Genomic DNA, 23,672 nt, shown 5'->3' with positions numbered 1-23,672 from the left:
AATTTTTAATTTATCCTTTCATTTTCTGTTTTTTATTCTGACGATTTAATTCTTAAACATTATTCATGTCTTAAAAGTGCTGAATCGACGATATATTGCGCTGAAACAATACTTAAATAAGAAAAATTAATAAAAATAAGGCTGTAATTAAATTTCAGAAAAATCCCCCAAAGTCATTTTTTTCTGATATGAATATACACTGAAGGGTAAATTTAGCGGCCTGCATCACAAAACGACAACTCTAACGCAGCCGACTGAAATTTAGTTACAGGAAACAGGTAGCAGTCTGTTAACCGTGAACCGTGCGGGAATGCATTCTGCCAGAAGCACAAGGTCAGGAGTCTCATGAATCAGCAATATTCCGCAATGCGCAGTAATGTCAGTATGCTGGGTAAGCTACTCGGCGATACCATCAAGGAAGCCTTAGGTGAGGACATACTCGACAAAGTTGAGTCCATTCGTAAGCTTTCCAAATCTTCTCGTGCAGGTAATGAAGTTCAGCGCCAAAAGCTGCTGATGACATTACAAAATCTCTCTAATGATGAATTGCTACCCGTTGCAAGGGCATTTAACCAATTCTTAAACCTGACAAATGTCGCGGAGCAATACCACAGTATTTCACCTCATGGTGAAGCCGCAAGTAACCCAGTCGCATTAAAAAATCTGTTTGGCCGACTAAAAGGCAAAAACTTCACTGATGGCGATATCCAAAAAGCGGTTGAACAGCTTTCAATTGAGCTGGTTTTAACGGCTCACCCAACAGAAATTGCTCGTCGTACATTGATCCATAAATTGGTTGAGGTAAATAACTGTTTATCACAACTCGACCATGATGATATTGCGGATTACGAACGCAATAACATCATGCGTCGCTTACGCCAATTGGTGGCGCAATCATGGCACACCGATGAGATCCGTAAAATTCGCCCAACACCAATAGATGAGGCGAAATGGGGCTTTGCCGTTGTTGAAAACTCATTATGGGAAGGGGTTCCCGCTTTCTTACGTGAATTTAATGAACAGCTGGAAGACTCAATTGGCGCGGTGTTACCCGTTGAAGCCAATCCGATTCGTTTTACCTCATGGATGGGGGGTGACCGTGACGGTAACCCGAACGTGACTGCGGATGTGACTCGCCAAGTTCTATTGTTAAGTCGCTGGAAAGCTGCGGACTTATTCCTCAAAGATATTCAAGTATTGGTTTCAGAACTTTCGATGACGGAAGCGACCCCAGAGCTGCGTGCGTTAGCCGGGGGAGATGACGTTGATGAGCCTTATCGCCAAATCGCGAAGAATTTACGTAGCCAACTATTTTCGACGCTAGAGTACTTAGAGCGCCGTGTAAAAGGCGAGCAAGTTTTACCACCGGCAGACTTATTGGTGGATAACGCCCAATTATGGGACCCGCTATACGCGTGTTATCAGTCACTGATTGCCTGCAATATGAAAATTATTGCCAATGGTCAGCTCTTGGATACTTTGCGTCGCATTCGTAGCTTTGGTTTACAGCTGGTACGTATTGATGTGCGCCAAGAAAGCACTCGTCACACAGAAGCCATTGCAGAGCTAACTCAGTATTTAGGGCTGGGTGATTACTCTCAGTGGTCAGAAGAAGAGAAACAGCAGTTCTTACTGGCTGAGTTGCAATCTCTACGTCCACTGATCCCACAAGATTGGCAACCAAGTGCGGAAACTCAGGAAGTATTTGAAACGTGCCGAGTGATAGCAAAAGCCAAAAATGATTCTGTCGCGGCATATGTGATTTCAATGGCGAAAGTCCCATCAGATGTGTTGGCGGTTAAATTACTGCTGAAAGAGAATGGCGCGTCAGTTCGCTTACCCGTCGCGCCATTATTCGAAACACTGGAAGATTTAAATAATGCTGAAAGTGTGATGACAAAGCTTTTAAGCATTGAATGGTATCGCGACCTTATCGATGATCGCCAAATGGTGATGATTGGTTACTCGGACTCAGCAAAAGACGCAGGGGTAATGGCGGCTTCATGGGCGCAGTATCGCGCACAAGATGCATTGATTAAGTTGTGCGAAAAAGAAGGCGTGACATTGACGCTATTCCACGGACGTGGTGGCACAATTGGTCGTGGTGGTGCGCCAGCACATTCGGCATTATTATCTCAGCCCCCGGGAAGTCTAAAAGGCGGTTTGCGTGTGACTGAGCAAGGGGAAATGATCCGTTTCAAGTTTGGTTTACCACAAGTGACCATCAGTAGCTTGGCGTTATACGCCAGTGCAATATTAGAAGCGAACCTATTACCACCACCAGAGCCTAAAAATGAGTGGAAGTCGGTGATGGATTCGTTATCTGATGTTTCTTGCGCGATGTACCGTGATTATGTACGTGAACAACCGGATTTTGTCCCTTATTTCCGTGCTGCGACGCCAGAATTAGAGCTTGGCAAGTTACCGCTTGGGTCACGTCCTGCTAAACGTCGTCCAACGGGGGGCGTTGAAACCTTGCGTGCTATTCCATGGATTTTTGCATGGACACAAAACCGCTTAATGTTACCCGCATGGTTAGGGGCAGGAGCAGCGTTAAAACATGTCATTGAGAAAGAAGGCAAACAAGCCATTCTTGATGAAATGTGGCAGCAGTGGCCATTCTTTAATACGCGTATTGCGATGTTAGAAATGGTTTATGCAAAAGCGGACTTATGGCTGGCGGAATATTACGATCACCGCTTGGTAGAAGAGCGCTTATGGCCATTGGGGCAAAAATTGCGTGACCAGTTGTCTGAGGATATTAAAAGCGTATTGGCGGTTTCGAAAGACGAAGCGCTAATGGCGGATTTACCTTGGATAGCGGAATCTATCGCATTACGTAATGTTTATACTGACCCATTAAACGTCTTACAAGCAGAGCTTTTACACCGTTCCCGCCAACAAGAGCATTCAGACCCTCGTGTTGAACAAGCACTGATGGTGACGATAGCCGGCGTGGCAGCAGGAATGCGTAATACGGGTTAGTTTTCTTCATTTGAAAGTAATTAAATAATTTAAGGGCTGCCATTTAGCAGCCCTTATCATTTTACAAATCAATGTGAGCTAGATGAGCTATCATCTGACTTATCATGATGGATCAAGTGATATGCAGAACGAGCTCGAGGGTGAATAAAGAAATGGTTAGTTGGCGCATTATGCGTTTTGATATGCACCATAGAGACATTAGTTTTCTTACCTTGTTTGTTATGGAAAGCATAAATAACAAAGGGCAGTAAGAAAATAATCACAAAGCTAACCGCAAGTAACGTCACATAGGTGGTATTACTCGCACCATTCGGTAAAGAACTCGGTGGGAAGAATGAAATCACAAAGGCTAAAATAGAAACAATTAGGCCGACTAACGCAATGAGAACTTTAATGCCTTTACCCCCCGGTATATTAAAGACACGTTTTTTCTCGGGTTGTTTGCAAACTAACTGCATATAACCTAAAAATAGCATGAAATAGCTACATAAATAGATAACTACCGTTAAGGCTAGAGCAATAAGGAATGACATATTACCACCGCCCCCAGTATTGGTGAGGACGATAATCGCTACTGTTGTGATCAGCAACTGGGAAATCACCAGTGTTACCGGTACGCCATTTTTATTCACTTTGGCAAAGCTTTGCGGCAGAATACCTTTCTGTGCCGCGACATACATACCGCGGGATGGTCCAACAATCCAAGAAGCAATCTCAGCCAGTACGCCAAGTAATAATAGTGCAGCAATAATCCTTACGGCCCATTCAAGGGATGAATTAAAGTGTGTGACAAGCACATTGAATGTCTGTACCACGCCAGCAGATAAATTAATTTCACTGTTTGGGATCACGGCTGCCACCGATAACCCACCAATTGAGCTTAAACAGATTGCCGCTATCATGAGTAAAAACATGGCTGCGGGGTAATCTCGACCGGGGTTTTTCATCTCATTGACGTGAGTTGCTGAAGCTTCAACACCCATATAGCTCAAAATAAAGGCGACAAATACCACGAGTGTGCCAATTTTGGTGAAATCAGGAATAAAGGTTTCGGTACTAATTTCAATGGCCAATGGAGAGCCGCTGACTAAATAACTGATTGCCAAAAAGACCAAAATCAGCGCTGGAAGTAAGATACCCGCAAAGAAACCGACTTTCGCAATCGTTGCCGTATATTTGGTTCCACCAAACTGAGTGAAAGCCAATACCCAAAGAATAACAAGTGCCCCTATCGTTTTGGTGATTGGGTCTGTATTAAGTTCTGGCCAATTTAAAATATAAGATAGAGCCCCTAAGACGAAATACAGCATAGGAATAAAGCCAATCGCAATTTGTAAATAGCCAAATGAAATGGCGGCAAATCCCCAACGTTCGCCTAATGTATTAGAAACCCATGCAAATACACCACCTTCCTCCCAACCTTCTACGGTTGCCATTTCTGCGGCACACAATGCGACAGGAATAAACCACAATAATCCTCCTAATAGCAGGAAAAATACGAGGCTAAAGCCAGATGTTGCAAATGTTGGGTATTCATAAACGGCCATCACCATTGATGCAGTAATGGCAAAAAAGCCAAGTAGTGTCAGTTGCTTTGTGGCTGGAGCTGTCGTTGTTGCCATACGAGTTCTCCTCAAATCGATAAACAATCTGCCTTTGCAGGGCGGATCTCAGTAGGAGCCAAAGAACCTAAGGCTCTTTGGCTCGTTAACAACACAATCATGAATAAAAGAATTAACTGTGATTAAAGCCGCCGCCTTCTTCTTCCGTTAGCGGGTTATTGACGGGGTGCTTATCGAAATACTCTAATGTACGTTTGAAGTCATCAATGAGTAATGCGGCTAAATCTAAACTGACGCCATGACGCACTAGAATACGTTGAATAACAAGATCTTCACGGTTTGCTGGCATTGAATAGGCAGGAACTTGCCAGCCGCGACTACGCAGTTTGTCTGCGATATCATAGAGGGAATATTTGCTGGTGGTTGTGCCTTCTTTCAGTTTCCATGCTAGTGCAGGGATACCCGTTTGGCTATTACCATCAAAAATCATTTCAAATGGCCCTAATTTTTCAATTTCACGGCTGAGGTATTGTGCGGTTGCATAGCAAGCGTTGTGGATTTTTGCATAGCCTTCGCGGCCTAGCCTCAAGAAATTATAATATTGAGCAATGATTTGACCGCCAGGGCGAGAGAAATTCAGTGCGAATGTTGGCATGTTACCGCCTAAATAATTCACATTAAAAATCAATTCTTCGGGAAGGTCTTTGGCTTCACGCCAAACTACCCAGCCAGCGCCTAATGGGGCTAAACCAAATTTATGGCCTGATGCATTAATGGATTTTACCCGTGGTAAGCGGAAGTCCCATTCTAAATCGGGAGCACAAAATGGGGCTAAGAACCCGCCACTCGCACCATCCACATGGATAGGAATATCCAGACCCGTCTCTTTTTGCAGTTTATCGAGCGCATCGTGTACCGCTTTTACGGGCTCATATTGGCAGGTAAATGTCACCCCTAGCGTTGGCACGACACCAATGGTGTTTTCATCGACACGTTTGAGCACTTCTTCCGGTGTCATGATGAGACGGTCACCTTCCAGAGGGATTTCTCTGAGCTCAACATCGAAGTAACGGGCAAATTTGTGCCAACAGATTTGAACTGGGCCACAAATTAAGTTGGGTTTATCGGTTGGTTTCCCTTTAGCAGCCTGTTTTTTACGCCATTGCCATTTTAACGCGAGCCCCCCAAGCATTGCAGCCTCTGAGGACCCGATGGTTGAACAACCAAGGGTATTTTCTGCTTCTGGTGAATTCCATAAGTCCGCTAACATATGTACGCAGCGGTTTTCAATTTCTGCTGTTTGTGGATATTCGTCTTTATCTATCATATTTTTGTCGATAGATAAGTCCATTAAATCACGAATTTCATCATCCACCCATGTCTGGCAGAATGTTGCTAAGTTTTGGCGTGAATTCCCATCTAACATTAATTCATCGCGTACTGCACTAAATACATTACGTGGTGCTTGTTCTTTCAATGGAAATTTGGTTTTCGGTAATGATTTGGATAATTCTAATGATGCATAGACATCATCTATTCCATTGTATTTTGAATTTAATGCATTATTACTCATGCTTTAATTCCTCAATGACTATGTGGTAATCAAATAGTATTAATCTTGAGCTCAATATTAAATATACGCTGACTTTTGAAAAATTCAAAAGCAATCAAATAAAAAAGATAATTTAATGAAAACTGTCATAATTAGAAAGTCACAGTGGAGTGAATGATGGTTTGTGATTATTTTGGTTATAGATAATTTTTTGCAAGAGCTGATTGCTTTCATAAAATGATGCTCAGGTTACAAGATTTAACTAAACTATTACATTTTTATGGTTTTTATTTCTGCTAATTTAGCTTTTTTATTATTTTTATTTGATTTTATATGGGTGGAAAATGTGGCGAAAATAAATTAATATTCATCAAAAATGAATATTTCAATAATGTTAACTTATGTAACTTTTATTTAAATTCTAATTTTCATTGTGTTTAAAGTTAATTTGTACCGTTAACCGTTAAATATATTTATTGTGGTGAAATGAATTTGAATATAAAGAGGGTAATAACATGAGCTATATCGTGGAAAAGTTTCCCGCGAATTTAATGAGTTTGGATATTACGTTAATATATTTTTCTTAAAGAGACAGGGTCTTTTTTAAACAAGAAATAGAAGATATCTATAAGTATAGAAGACAAGTAGCAAAGGGATGAGACAAAAATAGTTGCCTCATCCTAAGAAATTAAGGCCTAACTCCCAGAGTATGGCAGATGGCATAGGTGAGCTCAGAACGGTTCAATGTATAAAAATGGAAATCTTTCACGCCTTCACGGCTAAGGATTTTAACCATGTCCATGGCGATTGATGCCCCGACAAGGTTGCGGCTCTCAGGGTCGTTATCTAGCCCTTCGTACATTTTACTCATCCATGCCGGAATGCGAACGTTAGTGAGTTTGGCGAAGCGCTCTAATTGACGAAAGTTAGAGACAGGTAAAATCCCCGGCACAATTTCCACATCAATTCCTGTTGCGACGCAGCGGTCACGGAAACGTAAATAGCTTTCAACATCAAAGAAAAACTGGGTGATTGCACGGTTAGCACCTGCATCAATCTTCTTTTTTAAACTAATTAAATCGGCTTGCGCGCTTTTGGCTTCGGGGTGAACTTCAGGATAGGCTGCGACAGAAACATCAAAATCCGCTTCGCCTTTTAACAGCTCGACCAAATCAACGGCATACATATCTGGCTTACGGCTGTTGTCAGGCAAATCACCACGCAATGCAACAATATGGCGAATACCATTATTCCAATAGTCACGAGCAATCTCTTTTAGTTCATCAGAGCTTGCATCAATACAAGTTAGATGAGGAGCTGCAATCAAGCCGGTTTTATCTTTAATATCTTTGATGATGCTGTGCGTTCTATCACGTTCACCGGAATTCGCACCATAAGTCACAGATACAAATTTAGGTTTCAGGTTTTTCAGCCGATCGATGGATTTCCACAGTGTCTGTTCCATCTCTTCACTGCGAGGTGGGAAAAATTCAAATGAAACATTAATCTGGCCATCTAATTCAGCTAAGTTTTGATTTAGCGCTTCGCGCTGATTTGCGTGAAAAAAACTCATACCCTGTAACCTCGCAATTTGCAGACTTACTATTTCTTGTACGTTATTATATCCATTTGTGCGTCTATACGTTTAGACGGCTAAATAGAAATTACCAGATCGGTACCAATAGTCAATACTTAAATTAAATTATGACGCTGAGGTTTTTTCAAAGGCAACAGGAAAATAATTCATGATCAATAAAACGCGGCTCTAATTTAGTGCCGCGTTTTGAATAGGAAAAAGATCGTTTTACTCAGTAAAACAGAAGTGCTCAATCATTTGGCTAATTAGTTGGCGAGTAGGCTCAATAAAGCGCATATCGATAAATTCATCAGGTTGATGTGCTTGCTCAATAGAACCAGGGCCAAGAACCAACGTCGGGCAGAGTTCTTGGATAAACGGCGCTTCAGTACAGTAATTCACGGTATCCGCTTTTTGCCCTAATAACTGTTCAATTACTGCCACCATCTTGTGATCCGTTGGGCATTCATAGCCAGGGATCGGTGGATGCATGGGCTCAATCGCCAAGCGTCCCGGCCAACGGGCACTAACAGGCTCAAGAGCTTCATTGAGTAGTTCATCTAAGTCTTGCAAAGTTAGCCCCGGCAGCGGGCGAATATCCATATGTAATTCACAACAACCACAAATTCGGTTAGCAGCATCACCACCATGAATATGACCAAAGTTCATCGTCGGGTAGGGAATGACAAATGCAGGATTGTTAAATCGTTCTTTTAACGTATTTCGTAAATCCATTAAATGAGAAATAGATTCATGCATTAATTCAATCGCATTGACGCCACGCTCTGGGTCACTAGAGTGCCCCGATTGCCCAGTAATACGGATAGCGTTCGATAAATGCCCTTTGTGTGCGCGGATCGGTTGTAACGACGTCGGCTCACCAATAATCGCAAAATCCGGTCTTAGTGCTGTACTAGCTGCAAAATAGCGTGCCCCAGCCATGGAGGTTTCTTCATCCGCTGTTGCTAGGATATGTAATGGTCGCTTGAGCTGCGTTAGATCCATATCGCGTAACGCATCGACAATAAACGCAAAGAAGCCTTTCATGTCTGCGGTTCCGAGCCCATATAACTTGCCATCATGCTCTGTCAGCTCAAACGGGTTTTTGCTCCAACGTCCATCATCAAAGGGCACGGTATCGGTATGACCACATAGCATCAGCCCACCATTTCCTTCGCCAATGGAAGCAAGCAAATTATATTTATCACGTGTTTCCGGCACGGGTTGAATGTTGACCGAAAAACCTAACGTCTCGAGCCACCCACCGAGAAGCTCAACAAGGGCTTTATTGCTCTGGTCCAAATGAGAATCAGTCGCACTAATCGACGGAATGGCAATTAATTGACGATAAATCTCAATAAATGCAGGTAATTTAATATTCACTGTTGACAGCCTTTATCCATAATAGTATCAATATTCATGCACTTTATTTGAATAAAAATACACATTAAACTGTTTGGGGCACGAGTACAAGGTAGAAAGCATATGTTGAACACACTCATTATCGGGGCCAGTGGCTATACTGGAGCAGAATTAGCCGCTTATTTGCAACGCCATCCTGAAGTTAATCTTCAAGGATTGATGGTATCGAAGCAAAGTGCGGATGCAAATAAACGTTTTTCTGATTTGCACCCTCAGTATAAAGGCATCATAGATCTTCCTGTTCTGCCATTAACAGATGTCGCAGAAGCAGCGAAAGGTATTGATGTTGTTTTCCTTGCCACGGCACATGAAGTGAGCCACGACATTGCACCTCAGTTTCTTGAAGCGGGCTGCATTGTGTTCGATTTATCGGGTGCGTATCGTGTTCAAGATCCTGCCTTCTATACGCAATACTATGGCTTTGAACATACAAATACTGAATGGCTAATGCAAGCAGTTTACGGTTTAGCGGAATGGCAGGCCGATAAAATTCGTCAAGCGCAGTTGATTGCGGTTCCAGGGTGTTACCCAACGGTTTCCCAATTAGCCCTTAAACCATTGATTGAAGACAATTTACTGGATGAAGCGATGTGGCCAGTGATTAATGCCACCAGCGGTGTTTCCGGTGCAGGCCGTAAAGCCTCGATGACCAATAGCTTTTGTGAAGTGAGTTTGCAGCCTTATGGCATCTTTACTCATCGCCATCAGCCAGAAATTGCGACTCACTTGGGAAGAGAGGTTATTTTCACACCACATTTGGGTAATTTCTCTCGGGGCATTCTTGCCACGATTACATGCAAAGTAAAAACGGGTGTGACGGCAGAAAAAATCACACAAACGTTTAAAGATGCTTATCAAAATAAACCGTTAGTGCGGCTATATGAAAAAGGCGTTCCTGCATTGAAATCGGTAGTGGGGACACCGTTTTGTGACATTGGCTATGTATTGAATGGTGAATATCTGATTTTAGTGGGTACAGAAGATAACCTACTCAAAGGTGCGGCAGCACAAGCCGTTCAGTGCATGAATATTCGTTTTGGTTTTGCTGAAACTCAGTCTTTATTTTAAGAAGGATTAACCCCATGCAACCCTTAGTGATTAAATTGGGCGGAGTGTTACTTGATAGCGTCGAGGCACTTGAAAAATTATTTACAGCTATTCAAACCTATCGTCAAGTCCATCAACGTGAGTTGGTGATTGTGCATGGCGGTGGCTGTTTAGTTGATGAATTGATGCAAAAACTGCAATTACCTGTCGTTAAAAAGCAGGGGTTACGGGTCACGCCAGCAGACCAAATCGATATCATTACCGGGGCATTAGCAGGTACGGCGAATAAAACATTATTGGCATGGGCAACGAAGTATCAACTTCCGGCTGTAGGGCTTTCCCTCGGTGATGGACAAAGTGCCACAGTAACGCAATTAAACGAAGAATTAGGCCATGTTGGTAATGCGAAACCCGGCGATGCGAAGTTATTGAAATTATTGTTGGGGGCGGGGTATTTACCCATTATTAGCTCTATCGGTATCACCTCTAACGGTGAGCTGATGAACGTAAATGCGGACCAAGCGGCAACCGCTATTGCCCAAGCCTTAAACGCAGATTTGGTTTTACTGTCTGACGTAAGCGGTATTTTGGATGGCAAAGGCCAAAAAATTGACGAAATGACGACACAAAAAGCGCAAAAGCTCATTGAGCAGGGAATTATTACTGATGGAATGATTGTGAAGGTCAATGCGGCATTAGACGCTGCGGCTGCCTTGCAACGTTCTGTTGATATTGCAAGCTGGCGTCATGCAGAACAACTTCCTGAGCTGTTTAATGGAACAGCAATTGGAACACGGATCTTGGCATCATAAATGAGCCATGGAATAACCATATTAATTGAGCGGATAGGTACGTTATGAAAAAGGGCATTAAAAAGATTGTATTAGCATATTCAGGCGGTCTGGATACATCAGCAATTATTCCATGGCTAAAAGAAAACTATGATGATTGCGAAGTTGTGGCCTTTGTTGCAGATGTGGGGCAAGACAGAGAAGAGTTAGTCGGCGTAGAGAAAAAAGCGCTACAGTCAGGTGCATCTGAGTGCTATGTCGTCGATTTACGTGAAGAGTTCATCAAAGAATATATTTACCCTGTTCTTAAAACAGGTGCGTTATATGAAGGTAGCTATTTATTAGGTACGTCAATGGCTCGCCCAATTATTGCTAAAGCACAAGTTGAAATTGCCTTAAAAGTGGGTGCAGATGCGGTTGCTCATGGCGCAACAGGTAAAGGTAATGACCAAGTACGCTTCGAAAGCACCTATACGGCATTAGCACCACAGTTACAAGTGGTTGCGCCATGGCGTGAGTGGGACTTACGTTCCCGTGAAGCGCTGCTCGATTATCTGAAAGAGCGTAATATTCCAACAACGGCAAGCTTAGAAAAAATCTATAGTCGAGATGAGAACGCATGGCACATTTCTACTGAAGGTGGTGTCTTAGAAAGCACGTGGAATGCAGCAAACCAAGATTGCTGGGTATGGACCGTTGACCCGCAAGATGCACCAGATGAAGCTGAATTAGTGACTGTTGGTGTTAAACATGGTGAAGTCGTTTCGGTGAATGGGCAAGCATTGTCTCCACTCGGTTGTTTAGAAACATTAAATACTTTAGGTGCAAAACACGGTGTGGGTCGTATCGACATCGTTGAAAACCGTTTAGTGGGGATGAAATCTCGTGGTTGTTATGAAACCCCAGGAGGCACCATTATGATGGCCGCACTGCGTGGCATTGAACAACTGGTGCTTGACCGTGACAGCTACAAATGGCGTGAGCAACTTGGTTTAGAAATGTCATATGTCGTTTATGATGGGCGTTGGTTTGCACCATTACGCCACTCGCTGCAAGCAGCTGCTGAATCATTAGCGCAAGATGTCACGGGTGAAGTTGTTCTGAAATTATATAAAGGGCAAGTGACTGCGATTCAGAAAAAAGCGGATAAAAGCCTGTATTCAGAAGAATTTGCAACATTCGGTGAAGATGAAGTCTATGACCACAGCCATGCAGGTGGGTTTATTCGCCTTTACTCACTGTCTTCACGTATCCGTGCGCTGAAAGAACAAAACAAAGCGAAATAAATCAAATGATAGTCCCCCGGCAGCCAAGGCCGCTGTCGGGGTTAAAAACTTATTTTATCAATCAGGTAGGGATTAGTTATGGCACTTTGGGGTGGGCGTTTTAGTCAACAAGCAGATCAACGGTTCAAACAGTTTAATGATTCATTGCGTTTCGATTACCGCTTAGCGCAGCAAGATATTGTTGGCTCAGTCGCATGGTCAAAATCACTGGTCACAGTTGGTGTATTGTCTGATAGCGAACAACAAACTTTAGAACAAGCGCTAAATACCCTACTTAAAGAAGTGCAAGATAACCCTGAAATCATCCTGCAAAGTGATGCAGAAGATATTCATAGCTGGGTTGAAGGTAAGCTGATTGATAAAGTGGGGGATTTGGGCAAAAAACTACATACTGGCCGTAGCCGTAACGACCAAGTCGCAACGGACTTAAAATTGTGGTGTAAAGACCAAGTCGCATTATTACTTGAAGCGGTGACAGAATTACAAAAAGCGTTGGTCATCACCGCGGAAAATAACCAAGACGCAGTGATGCCAGGTTATACACATTTACAGCGTGCGCAGCCAGTGACATTTGCCCACTGGTGTTTAGCCTATAGCGAAATGTTAGCGCGTGATGAAAGTCGTTTACAAGATACATTAAAACGCTTAGATGTCAGCCCATTAGGGTGTGGTGCATTAGCGGGAACTGCCTATGATATCGACCGTGAGCAGCTTGCATCTTGGCTAGGTTTCGCTTCGGCAACGCGTAATAGCTTGGATACAGTTTCAGACAGAGACCACGTCCTTGAATTATTATCAAACGCAAGTATCGGTATGGTTCATTTATCTCGTTTCGCAGAAGATTTAATTTTCTTCAATAGCGGGGAAGCAGGTTTTGTCGAATTATCAGACAAAGTGACATCCGGTTCATCATTAATGCCACAAAAGAAAAACCCTGATGCATTGGAATTGATCCGCGGAAAATGTGGGCGTGTTCAAGGTGCACTGACAGGTATGATGATGACGCTAAAAGGGCTTCCTCTTGCTTACAACAAAGATATGCAAGAAGACAAAGAAGGGCTATTTGATGCATTAGATACTTGGTTAGATTGTATGCACATGGCTGCATTGGTTCTTGATGGTATTCAAATTCGTCGTAGTCGTTGTGAAGATGCAGCAAAACAAGGTTATGCGAACGCAACCGAATTAGCCGATTACCTCGTTGCTAAAGGTGTCCCATTCCGTGAGGCTCATCATATCGTGGGTGAAGCAGTTGTTGCCGCAATTGGGCAAGGTAAGGCTTTAGAAGAAATGGCACTCAGCGAATTGCAAAAATTCAGTGATACTATTCAGTTGGACGTTTATGAAATTTTATCACTGCAGTCTTGTTTAGATAAACGATTAGCAAAAGGCGGGGTTTCTCAGAAGCAAGTGGCAAAAGCCATTGTGGAAGCAAAAATTCGATTAGGGCTGTGATTGGCTGTCGAAGATAAAATGGGGGGTAGCATGACTACCCCGATCCCCATAACGCGTTTGTTTTTAAATATATTTAATGGTTAGCATTCCGAGTTGTTTTTCTTCATTCACCCAGTTATATGAATACTCCCCTCTGCCATCATTAATTACTTTCCACCCTTGTGTGTTTGTGATGTCATTTAAATTCACTTTGTTGGCAACCATATCAGACTGGTTATTTAAGCAGTTTAAAGTGACGTGTTTGTCAGTGACATCATTAAAACAAGGCGGGAATACTACCGCACCAGAAAAATTAATAACGCCATTTTGTTGGTCACTGTTTGCATAGGCATTAATCGATGCGCCAGCGGTAACCAATAATAACGCAGTAAGCGAACGAACACCGAATTTTTGAATATTTGATAATGAATTTTTCATAATAGTATCCCATCATTGATTTTTGATTAATCAACTTGCTGTATGTTTAAATTAGATATGTGTGCTTTTTAAATAAGAATAATAATAGTGATTCGATATTCCCTGGTGTTTTTGATGAAGGGATTATAAATTGAAAAACGCCGTTTAGGTGTAAAATAAAAAAAGGAAATGTTTAAAAATATAAAGAAAATAAAATTACTACCATTATGATTTAAATCTATTTACTCATACTTTCGCGGCTGCAGATTCTAATTTTTGCCATGTTATTGGTGTAATATGTTGTATTTTTGCTTTCTAATGAATTTTTTAGGTTTTATCCTCTGTGTTTTTTCTTGCTGTTATCAATCTGTATTAATGCTTAGTGTGGGATTTAACAAAAGTGGGTTGTAATTTACATTTATTTTTATATAAAAACTTACAAACTTTAATAAAGAGTGAAAGGGAATATAACAAAATGTTTCTTTCATTTGACGTTAATATAATGATTAACATGCAGGGTGGTATTTGATTGGGATTATTCATCAGTTGAAGAGTATATATTAGTACTAAGTTTGGTTAACTCCTTTAGGGAGTAACAAAAAGAGCTCCGAAGAGTCTTAATGGAAGTGATGGTGAGACAATTACTGATACTCTACTTTGATGAGCCCAGTATTATTCGAACTACCTACCCATTTAAATTCATAATTTCCGAGTTGATTAGATAAAGCTATGCTTTTTGTCGTACTACTTAACTTATGAATATCGATATACTCTGTTTTCACATTTGGGATAGGTAATAAGACCTTACTTAGCCACGCTAAGAGGCGATTTGTCGACGTTTAGATCTAAAAAAAATCAGTTAACGCCTTTATTTAGCATGTTATGCTAAGATGTTTATGATAAATAAATTTAACCATTAGTTAACGGATTATCTATTTTAAAGGATAACTAGCAAGACGTATTTTGTTTCCAAATATTACATTTTGTTTCGTTTTATTGCGAGTATTGTTCAAAAAATGAGGTTTTCCTACCATTTTTCAATTTATTAATAGATAAAACAAAACAATATCGATATAGTGATTGGTATTATCTATCTTTGGTTTGACAGAGAATTCACGAAAGGAAAAGAAATATGAATATTCGAGATTTAGAGTACCTCGTCGCGCTCGCCGAACATAAACACTTTAGACGTGCCGCGGATTCCTGTCATGTCAGTCAACCTACGCTTAGTGGCCAAATTCGTAAATTAGAAGAAGAACTTGGTGTCATGCTATTAGAAAGAACTAGCCGAAAAGTTCTTTTTACTCAACAAGGTTTATTATTAGTTGAGCAAGCCCGTACTATTTTGCGTGAAATTAAAGTATTACAAGAAATGGCTGCCCTCCAAGGGGAAAGTATGTCGGGCCCATTACACATTGGTTTAATTCCAACGGTTGCGCCATACTTATTACCTCATATTATTCCGCAATTGCACCAAGCTCACCCTAAATTAGAAATCTATTTGCATGAAGCACAAACCCAACAATTATTAGCTCAGTTAGATAGCGGTAAATTAGATTGCGCTATTTTGGCGGAAGTTAAAGAAACGGAACCTTTTATTGTTGTACCGTTATTTGAAGAGCCCATGAAATTGGCTATTTATGAAAGTCATCCATGGCGTGATCGCGATACAATTGAAATGAGCGAACTTTCAGGTGAAAAGCTATTAATGTTAGAAGATGGCCACTGTTTACGTGACCAAGCCATGGGTTTTTGTTTCCAAGCCGGTGCTAAAGAAGATACACATTTCAGAGCAACGAGCTTAGAAACGTTAAGAAATATGGTGGCAGCAGGGAGTGGAATTACACTTTTACCAGATTTATCGGTACCTAATGAAGTTTGTCGTGATGGGGTATGCTATTTAAATTGTATTGAACCTGAGCCGAAACGAACAATTGTATTAGTTTATCGCCCGGGTTCACCGCTACGTGGTCGCTATGAACAATTAGCTGAGACCATCTATAACTCAATGGATAACTATTATAAAAATAGAGTTTAGAGATTAAAGCACCAATATTAATTACTTTTTAGTTGATGATGGTTGCCAGGTTATTGGCAACCATAAATCACAAAATAATTAAAATAGTCGATTCAAACCATTTAAAGCTGCAACACGGAAAGCTTCCGCCATCGTCGGGTAATTGAACGTCGTATTCACGAAATATTCAATGGTATTACCTTCACCTTTTTGTTCCATGATAGCTTGGCCGATATGGATAATTTCAGCCGCTCTCTCACCGAAACAGTGAATGCCTAATATCTGTAATGTTTCTCTGTGGAATAATATTTTCAAACTACCGACATTCATACCTGCGATTTGTGCACGTGCTAAATGTTTAAACTGTGCCCGGCCGACTTCATAAGGCACTTTCATTGCCGTCAATTCTTGTTCGGTTTTGCCAACTGAACTAATTTCAGGAATGGTGTAAATCCCTGTTGGTATATCTTCCACTAAATGTGCATTACCTAAACTACCACCAATGGCTCGGGCTGCAATTCGGCCTTGGTCGTAGGCTGCAGAGGCCAAACTTGGATAGCCGATAACATCACCAACAGCATAAATATGTTCATTAGTGGTACGATATGCTTTATTGACTTTAACTAAACCGCGGCTATCAGACTCTATTCCTACATTAGCGAGACCTAAGCTATCTGTGTTACCGGTTCTTCCGTTCGCATACAGTAAACAGTCAGCTTTGACTTTTTTACCCGACTTCAGGTGAACGATAACACCGTCTTCGACCCCTTCGATTTTTTCATATTCTTCATTATGACGAATAACAACGCCACTATTCCAAAAATGATACGATAAGGCATCTGACATTTCTTGGTCAAGAAAGGCCAAGAGATGATCACGGGTATTGATTAAATCAACTTTAACCCCTAATCCACGGAAAATAGATGCGTATTCACAACCGATGACACCGGCACCATAAATAATCACATGGCGAGGTTCGTGAGTCAGGTTGAGGATAGTGTCACTGTTGTAGATTCGAGAATGGTTGAAATCAACGTCGGAAGGGCAGTAAGGGCGAGAACCTGTGGCAATCACGATTTTATCTGCACTTAAAACGTCACAACTTCCATCCGCGTAGCGAACACTGATATGTTGCTCATCGATAAAGGTGGCTTCCCCCGAGAACATTTGGCAACCATTACGTTCGTAAAACCCTTGGCGCATGCGTGTTTGTTGGCTAATTACTGTTTCAGCATGACGAAGAATTTCAGAAAAAGAGGAGCTTAAGCTACGGGAGTTATCACTATAAAGAGGGTTTTGGTTGAATTCGATAATACGGCTAACTGCATGGCGGAGGGCTTTTGAGGGGATCGTCCCCCAGTGGGTACAGCCTCCGCCGACATTATTATAACGTTCTATAACAGCAACGTTTTTTCCTTGTTTCACCAGCCCCATGGCGGCGCCTTCACCACCAGGACCGGAACCAATGACTATTGCATCAAAATGGGTAAGTTGCATGAGGTAAGACCTGCTCTAAAACAAAATGACAACAAGATGTTATCATTAGTTGGTTATTTCACCTAATTTCCTCGCCCTCTTTCAAATTGATACAGGTTAGCTACACTCGCTTACCCTAGTTACATACTTATGCGTGTTCCTAGGGGCTCGCTTATTTGGCCGCCTTGTCTCAATTCAAAATTCTTAGAGGAATTGTTTTATAAAAAAAGAAAGTCAGAAAATCGAGTGCATTTTTGGTGAATCTATTTTTTGCAGTTCGGGTAGGGTAGAGGGGAAAGTGATTGCTTCTATATATAAGAAAGCGGTGAAGGGAAACACGGAGTGAGTAAGCGAAATTCTGAAAATGAGTAATTTGTCGTTAGAGTCGATTTTTCTCTGAACCAGATGCGCAAATTTCAGGTATGCTAGGCGAAGAGTAATGCTTATTACATTTACCTTCCATGATAAGAAACTAGGATCACCGTGAGCAACACAATTGGCGTTAGAGCAAAACAAAAAGAAAAAACTCGGCGTTCACTCGTCGAAGCCGCATTTAGCCAATTAAGCGCTGAACGGAGCTTTACTAGCCTCAGTTTGCGGGAAGTTGCACGTGAAGCTGGGATTGCACCGACTTCATTTTACCGTCATTTCAAGGACGTTGATGAACTCGGGCTGACGATGGTCGACGAAAGTGGCTTGATGTTACGCCAGCTAATGCGCCAAGCAAGGCAGCGCATTGCAAAAGGTGGGAGTGTGATCCGTACATCAGTCTCAACTTTTATGGAGTTTATTGGTAATAACCCTAATGCCTTTAGGTTATTATTGCGGGAGCGTTCGGGTACATCTGCTGAGTTTCGTGCAGCAGTTGCTCGGGAGATTCAACATTTTATTGCGGAATTGGCCGATTACCTTGAACTTGAAAGCCGTATGCCTCGTCATTTTACTGAAATGCAAGCAGAGGCAATGGTCACGATTGTCTTTAGCGCAGGTGCGGAAGCGCTCGATATCGATGAAGAAAAACGCAGAAATCTCGAAGAACGGCTGGTATTACAGTTAAGAATGATAGCGAAAGGTGCCTACTACTGGTACCGCCGGGAACAGGAAAAACAAAATCAAACTGACCCAGACCTCACTAAATAATAAGGAGAATCAATGACGGATCAAAAAAGTTATGAAAGAAGCACTCTATTGCTAGCCTTTGTGATTGGCCTTGCAACCCATGGGACCTTTTCAACGCTGTTTAACTCGTTGGTCGACTTTTCATTTTTCCCAATTTTAACCCTGATATTGGCGGTGTATTGCTTACACCAGCGCTATTTACATCAAGCGATGCCGATGGGGCTGCCAAAATTTGTTGCAGGTAGTTTTTTTATTGGGTTATTTGGCTATGCCGCGATTTTACGTGTTCAAAACCCTGAAATAGGCTCTAACTTTATCCCTGCAACCTTTATTGTCATCATTGCATTGTGGATGTACTCAAGCTGGAAAGCACGTAAGAGAGAAAAAGCGGAACTCGCACTTGAGCAAGAAGTTGAAAATTAAGTTTATACGACTTTTCTAATATAAGACGCCGTAGTTCACATCACTGCGGCGTTTTTGTTTTCAGCCAATTAATAGCGGCTTAGTAGTACCCCACTTTCCATATGATGGGTATACGGGAATTGGTCGAATAAGGCTAATTTCTCTATTTTATGGGTTTTAGTCAGCTCAACTAAGTTGTCGCATAGGGTTTCTGGGTTGCATGAAATATATAGGATATGGTCATAACCCTGAACTAGCTTCACTGTTTCTGTATCTAAACCACTGCGAGGCGGGTCAACAAAAATGGTATTGCATTGGTAATCAGCTAAAGAAATACCTTCCAGACGCCTAAATTCACGAGCACCTTGCATGGCTTGGGTAAAATCCTCTGCGGACATACGAATAATTTGTACATTTTCAATATTATTGGCTTCGATATTATATTGAGCTGCTGCTACAGAAGGTTTTGCAATTTCAGTCGCTAATACGCGTTCGAAGTTTTGCGCTAATGCTAAAGAGAAATTTCCATTTCCGCAGTACAGTTCCAATAAATCACCCGTCGAATTCTGCGTTGCCTCAATTGCCCACTCCAACATTTTGATATTGACCTGCGCATTAGGTTGCGTGAAGCTATTTTCGACTTGGCGATAAACCATTTTTTTACCCATCACAGGTAAGACTTCATCAACATAATCATTATCTAACATGATTTTGGTTTTTGAGGCACGGCCAATCAACTGCACATCAAAGCCTTGCTCAACTAAAACAGCTTTTAACGCTTTTGCTTCTGTCTCCCACTCTTCACCCAGTTTTTTATGGTAAAGCAGCGAAACAATTAGCTTATTACTTAGTGTTGATAAATAGTCAATTTGAAATAATTTATGGCGCAGTAATTCATTTTGCTTAATGAGAGGCAATAATGCTGCCATCATGTCATTAATAAGCTGACTTGCGACAGGGAACTGATCAATACGAATACGCTCTTTTGTTTCTTTATTGAACATAATATGAAACAGGTCATCACCTTCATGCCAAATGCGAAATTCAGCACGCATCCGATAATGGGATGTTGGAGATGAAAATATTTCAGGTTCTGGGGCGTTAAAAGGAGCCATCATCGCCTTTAAACGATCCGTTTTTTCTACGAGCTGTTGTCCGTAGTCTTCAGTGTGCAAGGTGTTTGGCATGTTTGGCTCCATAAAACAGTAATAAATTCGTATCAGGAGCGAAATTGTAGGGAAAGCGGCGAAGATGTCCAGTTTTCATTATCCATCCGTAGACACTTATAACTATTCAACTTACGATAATAGACTGTGGTTTAGGGAATTTGGTGTGAATCCAAAGCTGACGCGCAACGGTAATTAAGGTATCCCCGTCATTCTTCAAGCTACATGGGTGTTGGCATCGCTTAGTTACCCTAGTCACATACTTCAGTATGCTCCTAGGGATATCTTCGCTTGCCGCCTACATGTCACTTGAATTATTTAGGGGATATAACAGGTCGAATTTTCATTTTATATATCGTTTTTATTTCATATATAGAAGCCCAACTTGTCACTTATAAGTCCGATACCTACCACACTTCCAATCGCTTAGTTGAATATCTGCGCGAATCTATATTCAACCTCGCGGAATGTTAATTGAATTGATTTTCCGAGTGTAATCATAATGAATAATAAAAAGTCGCTGCCGTTATCGGCCGCTGCGCTGGCAGTACTGTGCGCTACTTCTTCTTTGGCAAGTGCAAATAACCAAGCTGACCAAGTCGTTGTGTCCGCTAACCGCTTTGAACAACCGATTTCTTCTATATTAGCGCCAGTGACGGTGGTGACTCGTGAAGATATTGACCATTGGCAGTCAAATACCATTATTGATGTATTAAGGCGCTTACCGGGAGTGGATATTGCCCAAAATGGCGGAATGGGGCAACAAAGCTCCTTATTTATACGTGGCACAGAGTCACGTCACGTTTTAGTGTTAATTGATGGTATCCGTTTGAATCAAGCAGGTATTTCCGGTTCTTCCGATATGAGCCAAATCCCAATTTCTCTGGTACAGCGCATTGAGTATATTCGCGGCGCACGCTCTGCGGTTTATGGATCTGATGCTGTTGGTGGTGTGGTGAATATTATCACTCGTCGTGATAACGATGGCACAACATTAAATGCAGGTATTGGCTCACACAGCTACCAAAACTATAACGGTTCCACTCAGCAAAAAATTGGTGAGAATACAACGGTAACAGCTGCCGGAGCTTATACGCATACCAAAGGATTTGATTTGGCGCCAAAAGAAGTTAGCCCGAGACAGTATGATAAAGATGGATTTTTGAGTAAGTCACTGTGGTTAGGTGTTGAACATCAATTTTCTTCAGAAATCTTAGCGTACGCAAGAGCATATGGTTATGACAATCGTACGAGTTATGACGTATCAGAATATGCGGGAGTTAGTGTTGATACACGTAAACTCTATAGCCGAACTTATGAAACAGGTTTGAAATATCATCAAGGGAAATATTCATCATCATTGATGGGAAGCTATGGTTATTCAAAAGATTACAATTTTGATCCAAGAAAAGGGCAATATAGTGAATCTGCAAATCTTGATGAGTCCAAACAGTACAATATTCAATGGGGTAATAGTTACCTATTAGATAAAGGAAATATTAGTGCGGGGATTGATTATCAACGCCAAAGTATTGAGCCTAGCAGCTACGCGATGATCAATGAAAAACAGACGTTAAATAACACAGGGATATACCTCACAGGGCAATATGCAATTATTGATTCTGTAACAGCAGAAGCGGCTATACGTTCTGACCATCACTCTGAATTTAATTGGCACACAACATGGCAATCAGGCCTTAGTTGGGAGTTTTATGAAGGCTACAAACTTGTTGGTTCATATGCAACTGCTTATAAAGCACCTAATCTAACCCAATTATATGCATATTCTTCATCGGCATATGGAACAACGCTAGGTAATCCGAGCTTGAAACCTGAAGAAAGTAAACAGTGGGAGGTTGGTGTTGAAGGAACAACGGGACCACTATTTTGGCAGGTCAATGCATACCACAATGATATTGATAACCTGATTGCATATAAAGCAGGTAACCCAATTAGTTCTTATGAAAATATTGGTGAAGCTGAAATTAAGGGAATTGAATGGGTTGGTGAGTTCGAAACTGGCATCCTTCATCACCAAGTTACCTATCAATATGTTGACCCTCGTAACAAAAAGACGGATAAGGTTCTCGAGCGACGCGCTAAGCAGCAAGTTAAATATCAGCTAGATTGGGCTATTGATAAAGTAGACATGGGGCTAACCTACCAATATATAGGCTCCCGCTATGATAATGACTATAGCCAATGGCCTTCTAAGCGAATAAAACTCGGCGGCGTTAGCCTTTGGGATCTAACAGCTGCATATCCAATCACTTCACATCTCACAATTCGTGGTAAAATAGCTAATATGTTCGATAAAGACTATGAGACCGCGTATGGTTATCGCACCGCTGGAAGAGAATATTTCCTCACAGGAAGCTACAACTTCTGATAACACCCTATCTGTTCGCCCGACCATTCTAGTGTTTGACTCTGGAGTGGGCGGGTTATCTGTCTATCGTGAAGTCAAAAAAATGATCCCGAATGCTCACTATATCTATGCATTCGACAATGAAGCCTTCCCTTATGGTGAAAAAAGTGAAGAGTTTATTATTGATAGGGTCTATCAAATCGTAAATGCAATTGCTGCAAAGCATCCTTTAACTATTGTGATTATTGCGTGTAATACCGCAAGTACGGTCAGCCTTCCTAATTTGAGAGCACATTTTACGTTCCCAGTTGTTGGGGTTGTTCCCGCCATTAAACCCGCAACCAAGTTAACGCGTAATGGCGTAGTTGGTTTATTGGCGACGAAAGGCACTGTAAACCGCGAATACACCAAAGAGCTGATCGAACGGTTTGCAACAGACTGCAAAGTGATTTCTCTCGGTTCTGCGGAATTAGTTCAACTTGCAGAAAGAAAGTTACATGGGGAAACTTTACCTCTAGATGAAGTTGCTCAAACTGTCAGGCCATGGATTAGAATGCCAGAGCCGCCTGATACCGTTATTTTGGGTTGCACGCATTTTCCTCTATTAATAGAGGAGCTCGAAAAAGTGCTACCAAATGGAACTCGATTTATTGATTCAGGTTCTGCAATCGCCAGAAGAACCGTCTGGCTCATTAATAATCAAGAAGAAATCGCCAATTCAGAGGAAGAAAACTTCGCATATTGCTTATTAATGGATGACAACGCAAAAGGATTACAGCCTGTTCTCGAAGCAGAAGGGTTCAAAACGCTGGAAAAACTAGCTATCTAAGTCAAATTTGATGGAAAGCTGAGCGAACGGAAAAAAATATGAAAAAAGGGGTTGCCAGATTTTTCTGACTCCCTATAATGCGCATCCACTGACCGGGAACAAGACAACGCAAAGCGCGATGAATACTGAAACGGCAGCGAGAGATTCTGAAAAGAAAAAGCAAAAAATTGCTTGACTCTCACGGAGGAAAACGTAATATACGCCTCCTCGCAACAACGACCCG

At 41.6% G+C, this 23,672-nt stretch carries 17 protein-coding genes; 10 read left to right on the top strand and 7 right to left on the bottom strand.

The window, feature by feature from the left end; all coding sequences use genetic code 11:
• The first annotated feature begins 345 nt into the window (after window positions 1-345).
• Window positions 346-2,985 carry a phosphoenolpyruvate carboxylase gene (gene ppc / locus G6Q48_RS13770; protein ID WP_166267014.1) on the top strand — a complete coding sequence of 880 codons (2,640 nt, stop codon included), beginning with the start codon at window positions 346-348 and terminating at the stop codon, window positions 2,983-2,985.
• 68 nt (window positions 2,986-3,053) lie between these two features.
• On the opposite strand, the gene gadC is transcribed toward ppc, so the two are convergent.
• From gadC to argE, 4 genes are all read right to left on the bottom strand, one after another.
• Complete coding sequence (gene gadC, locus G6Q48_RS13765) at window positions 3,054-4,607, bottom strand: glutamate:gamma-aminobutyrate antiporter (RefSeq protein ID WP_102140407.1); 1,554 nt, start codon at window positions 4,605-4,607, stop codon at window positions 3,054-3,056.
• A 112-nt stretch (window positions 4,608-4,719) separates the two neighbouring features.
• On the bottom strand, window positions 4,720-6,120 hold the full coding sequence (locus tag G6Q48_RS13760) for a glutamate decarboxylase (RefSeq protein WP_102140406.1): 1,401 nt from the start codon (window positions 6,118-6,120) through the stop codon (window positions 4,720-4,722).
• A 667-nt stretch (window positions 6,121-6,787) separates the two neighbouring features.
• Window positions 6,788-7,672, bottom strand: a complete 885-nt coding sequence (gene metF / locus G6Q48_RS13755) for a methylenetetrahydrofolate reductase (RefSeq protein WP_166267012.1) — start codon at window positions 7,670-7,672, stop codon at window positions 6,788-6,790.
• 231 nt (window positions 7,673-7,903) lie between these two features.
• Complete coding sequence (gene argE, locus G6Q48_RS13750; protein WP_102140404.1) at window positions 7,904-9,058, bottom strand: acetylornithine deacetylase; 1,155 nt, start codon at window positions 9,056-9,058, stop codon at window positions 7,904-7,906.
• 102 nt (window positions 9,059-9,160) lie between these two features.
• Between argE and argC the strand changes: the two genes are divergently transcribed.
• The 4 genes from argC to argH all read left to right on the top strand — a co-directional run bounded on the left by argC (window position 9,161) and on the right by argH (window position 13,676).
• Window positions 9,161-10,165 carry an N-acetyl-gamma-glutamyl-phosphate reductase gene (gene argC, locus G6Q48_RS13745; protein WP_166267010.1) on the top strand — a complete coding sequence of 335 codons (1,005 nt, stop codon included), beginning with the start codon at window positions 9,161-9,163 and terminating at the stop codon, window positions 10,163-10,165.
• A 14-nt stretch (window positions 10,166-10,179) separates the two neighbouring features.
• Window positions 10,180-10,956, top strand: a complete 777-nt coding sequence (gene argB / locus G6Q48_RS13740; RefSeq protein WP_102140402.1) for an acetylglutamate kinase — start codon at window positions 10,180-10,182, stop codon at window positions 10,954-10,956.
• Between the two features lie 44 nt (window positions 10,957-11,000).
• A complete protein-coding gene (locus G6Q48_RS13735; protein ID WP_166267008.1) occupies window positions 11,001-12,221 on the top strand; it encodes an argininosuccinate synthase in 1,221 nt (406 codons plus the stop codon).
• Between the two features lie 78 nt (window positions 12,222-12,299).
• Window positions 12,300-13,676, top strand: a complete 1,377-nt coding sequence (gene argH / locus G6Q48_RS13730; RefSeq protein ID WP_166267006.1) for an argininosuccinate lyase — start codon at window positions 12,300-12,302, stop codon at window positions 13,674-13,676.
• Between the two features lie 63 nt (window positions 13,677-13,739).
• Here argH and G6Q48_RS13725 read toward each other — a convergent pair whose 3' ends face one another.
• Window positions 13,740-14,093 carry a hypothetical protein gene (locus tag G6Q48_RS13725; protein WP_102140399.1) on the bottom strand — a complete coding sequence of 118 codons (354 nt, stop codon included), beginning with the start codon at window positions 14,091-14,093 and terminating at the stop codon, window positions 13,740-13,742.
• Between the two features lie 1,111 nt (window positions 14,094-15,204).
• On the opposite strand from G6Q48_RS13725, the gene oxyR reads away from it, so the two are divergent.
• Complete coding sequence (gene oxyR / locus G6Q48_RS13720) at window positions 15,205-16,110, top strand: DNA-binding transcriptional regulator OxyR (protein WP_102140398.1); 906 nt, start codon at window positions 15,205-15,207, stop codon at window positions 16,108-16,110.
• 78 nt (window positions 16,111-16,188) lie between these two features.
• On the opposite strand, the gene sthA is transcribed toward oxyR, so the two are convergent.
• The gene (sthA, locus tag G6Q48_RS13715; protein WP_102140397.1) at window positions 16,189-17,586 is read right to left on the bottom strand and encodes a Si-specific NAD(P)(+) transhydrogenase; all 1,398 of its coding nucleotides are present in this window, start codon (window positions 17,584-17,586) and stop codon (window positions 16,189-16,191) included.
• Window positions 17,587-18,048: 462 nt separating this feature from the next.
• Here sthA and fabR point away from each other — a divergent pair, with 462 nt between their 5' ends.
• Window positions 18,049-18,705 carry an HTH-type transcriptional repressor FabR gene (gene fabR / locus G6Q48_RS13710; RefSeq protein WP_004265350.1) on the top strand — a complete coding sequence of 219 codons (657 nt, stop codon included), beginning with the start codon at window positions 18,049-18,051 and terminating at the stop codon, window positions 18,703-18,705.
• Window positions 18,706-18,717: 12 nt separating this feature from the next.
• Window positions 18,718-19,107: a YijD family membrane protein gene (locus G6Q48_RS13705; protein WP_102140396.1), complete on the top strand. Its 390-nt coding sequence runs from the start codon at window positions 18,718-18,720 to the stop codon at window positions 19,105-19,107.
• Between the two features lie 68 nt (window positions 19,108-19,175).
• Here G6Q48_RS13705 and trmA read toward each other — a convergent pair whose 3' ends face one another.
• Window positions 19,176-20,273 carry a tRNA (uridine(54)-C5)-methyltransferase TrmA gene (gene trmA / locus G6Q48_RS13700; protein ID WP_102140395.1) on the bottom strand — a complete coding sequence of 366 codons (1,098 nt, stop codon included), beginning with the start codon at window positions 20,271-20,273 and terminating at the stop codon, window positions 19,176-19,178.
• Window positions 20,274-20,754: 481 nt separating this feature from the next.
• On the opposite strand from trmA, the gene btuB reads away from it, so the two are divergent.
• On the top strand, window positions 20,755-22,641 hold the full coding sequence (gene btuB, locus G6Q48_RS13695) for a TonB-dependent vitamin B12 receptor BtuB (protein ID WP_166267004.1): 1,887 nt from the start codon (window positions 20,755-20,757) through the stop codon (window positions 22,639-22,641).
• Window positions 22,586-23,449 carry a glutamate racemase gene (murI, locus tag G6Q48_RS13690; RefSeq protein ID WP_166267002.1) on the top strand — a complete coding sequence of 288 codons (864 nt, stop codon included), beginning with the start codon at window positions 22,586-22,588 and terminating at the stop codon, window positions 23,447-23,449. Before btuB ends, murI begins: the two co-directional genes overlap by 56 nt.
• Window positions 23,450-23,672: the final 223 nt, after the last annotated feature.

Source organism: Providencia sp. M-27, assembly GCF_011077905.1.
GTDB lineage: Bacteria > Pseudomonadota > Gammaproteobacteria > Enterobacterales > Enterobacteriaceae > Providencia > Providencia huaxiensis.
This window is presented reverse-complemented; position numbering and strand designations above follow the sequence as displayed.

Coding starts and splice junctions, on each gene's coding strand:
- ppc (WP_166267014.1), top strand. CDS start 346: ATGAATCAGCAATATTCCGCAATGCGCAGTAATGTCAGTATGCTGGGT.
- gadC (WP_102140407.1), bottom strand. CDS start 4,607: ATGGCAACAACGACAGCTCCAGCCACAAAGCAACTGACACTACTTGGC.
- G6Q48_RS13760 (WP_102140406.1), bottom strand. CDS start 6,120: ATGAGTAATAATGCATTAAATTCAAAATACAATGGAATAGATGATGTC.
- metF (WP_166267012.1), bottom strand. CDS start 7,672: ATGAGTTTTTTTCACGCAAATCAGCGCGAAGCGCTAAATCAAAACTTA.
- argC (WP_166267010.1), top strand. CDS start 9,161: ATGTTGAACACACTCATTATCGGGGCCAGTGGCTATACTGGAGCAGAA.
- argB (WP_102140402.1), top strand. CDS start 10,180: ATGCAACCCTTAGTGATTAAATTGGGCGGAGTGTTACTTGATAGCGTC.
- G6Q48_RS13735 (WP_166267008.1), top strand. CDS start 11,001: ATGAAAAAGGGCATTAAAAAGATTGTATTAGCATATTCAGGCGGTCTG.
- argH (WP_166267006.1), top strand. CDS start 12,300: ATGGCACTTTGGGGTGGGCGTTTTAGTCAACAAGCAGATCAACGGTTC.
- G6Q48_RS13725 (WP_102140399.1), bottom strand. CDS start 14,093: ATGAAAAATTCATTATCAAATATTCAAAAATTCGGTGTTCGTTCGCTT.
- oxyR (WP_102140398.1), top strand. CDS start 15,205: ATGAATATTCGAGATTTAGAGTACCTCGTCGCGCTCGCCGAACATAAA.
- sthA (WP_102140397.1), bottom strand. CDS start 17,586: ATGCAACTTACCCATTTTGATGCAATAGTCATTGGTTCCGGTCCTGGT.
- G6Q48_RS13705 (WP_102140396.1), top strand. CDS start 18,718: ATGACGGATCAAAAAAGTTATGAAAGAAGCACTCTATTGCTAGCCTTT.
- trmA (WP_102140395.1), bottom strand. CDS start 20,273: ATGCCAAACACCTTGCACACTGAAGACTACGGACAACAGCTCGTAGAA.
- btuB (WP_166267004.1), top strand. CDS start 20,755: ATGAATAATAAAAAGTCGCTGCCGTTATCGGCCGCTGCGCTGGCAGTA.
- murI (WP_166267002.1), top strand. CDS start 22,586: ATGGTTATCGCACCGCTGGAAGAGAATATTTCCTCACAGGAAGCTACA.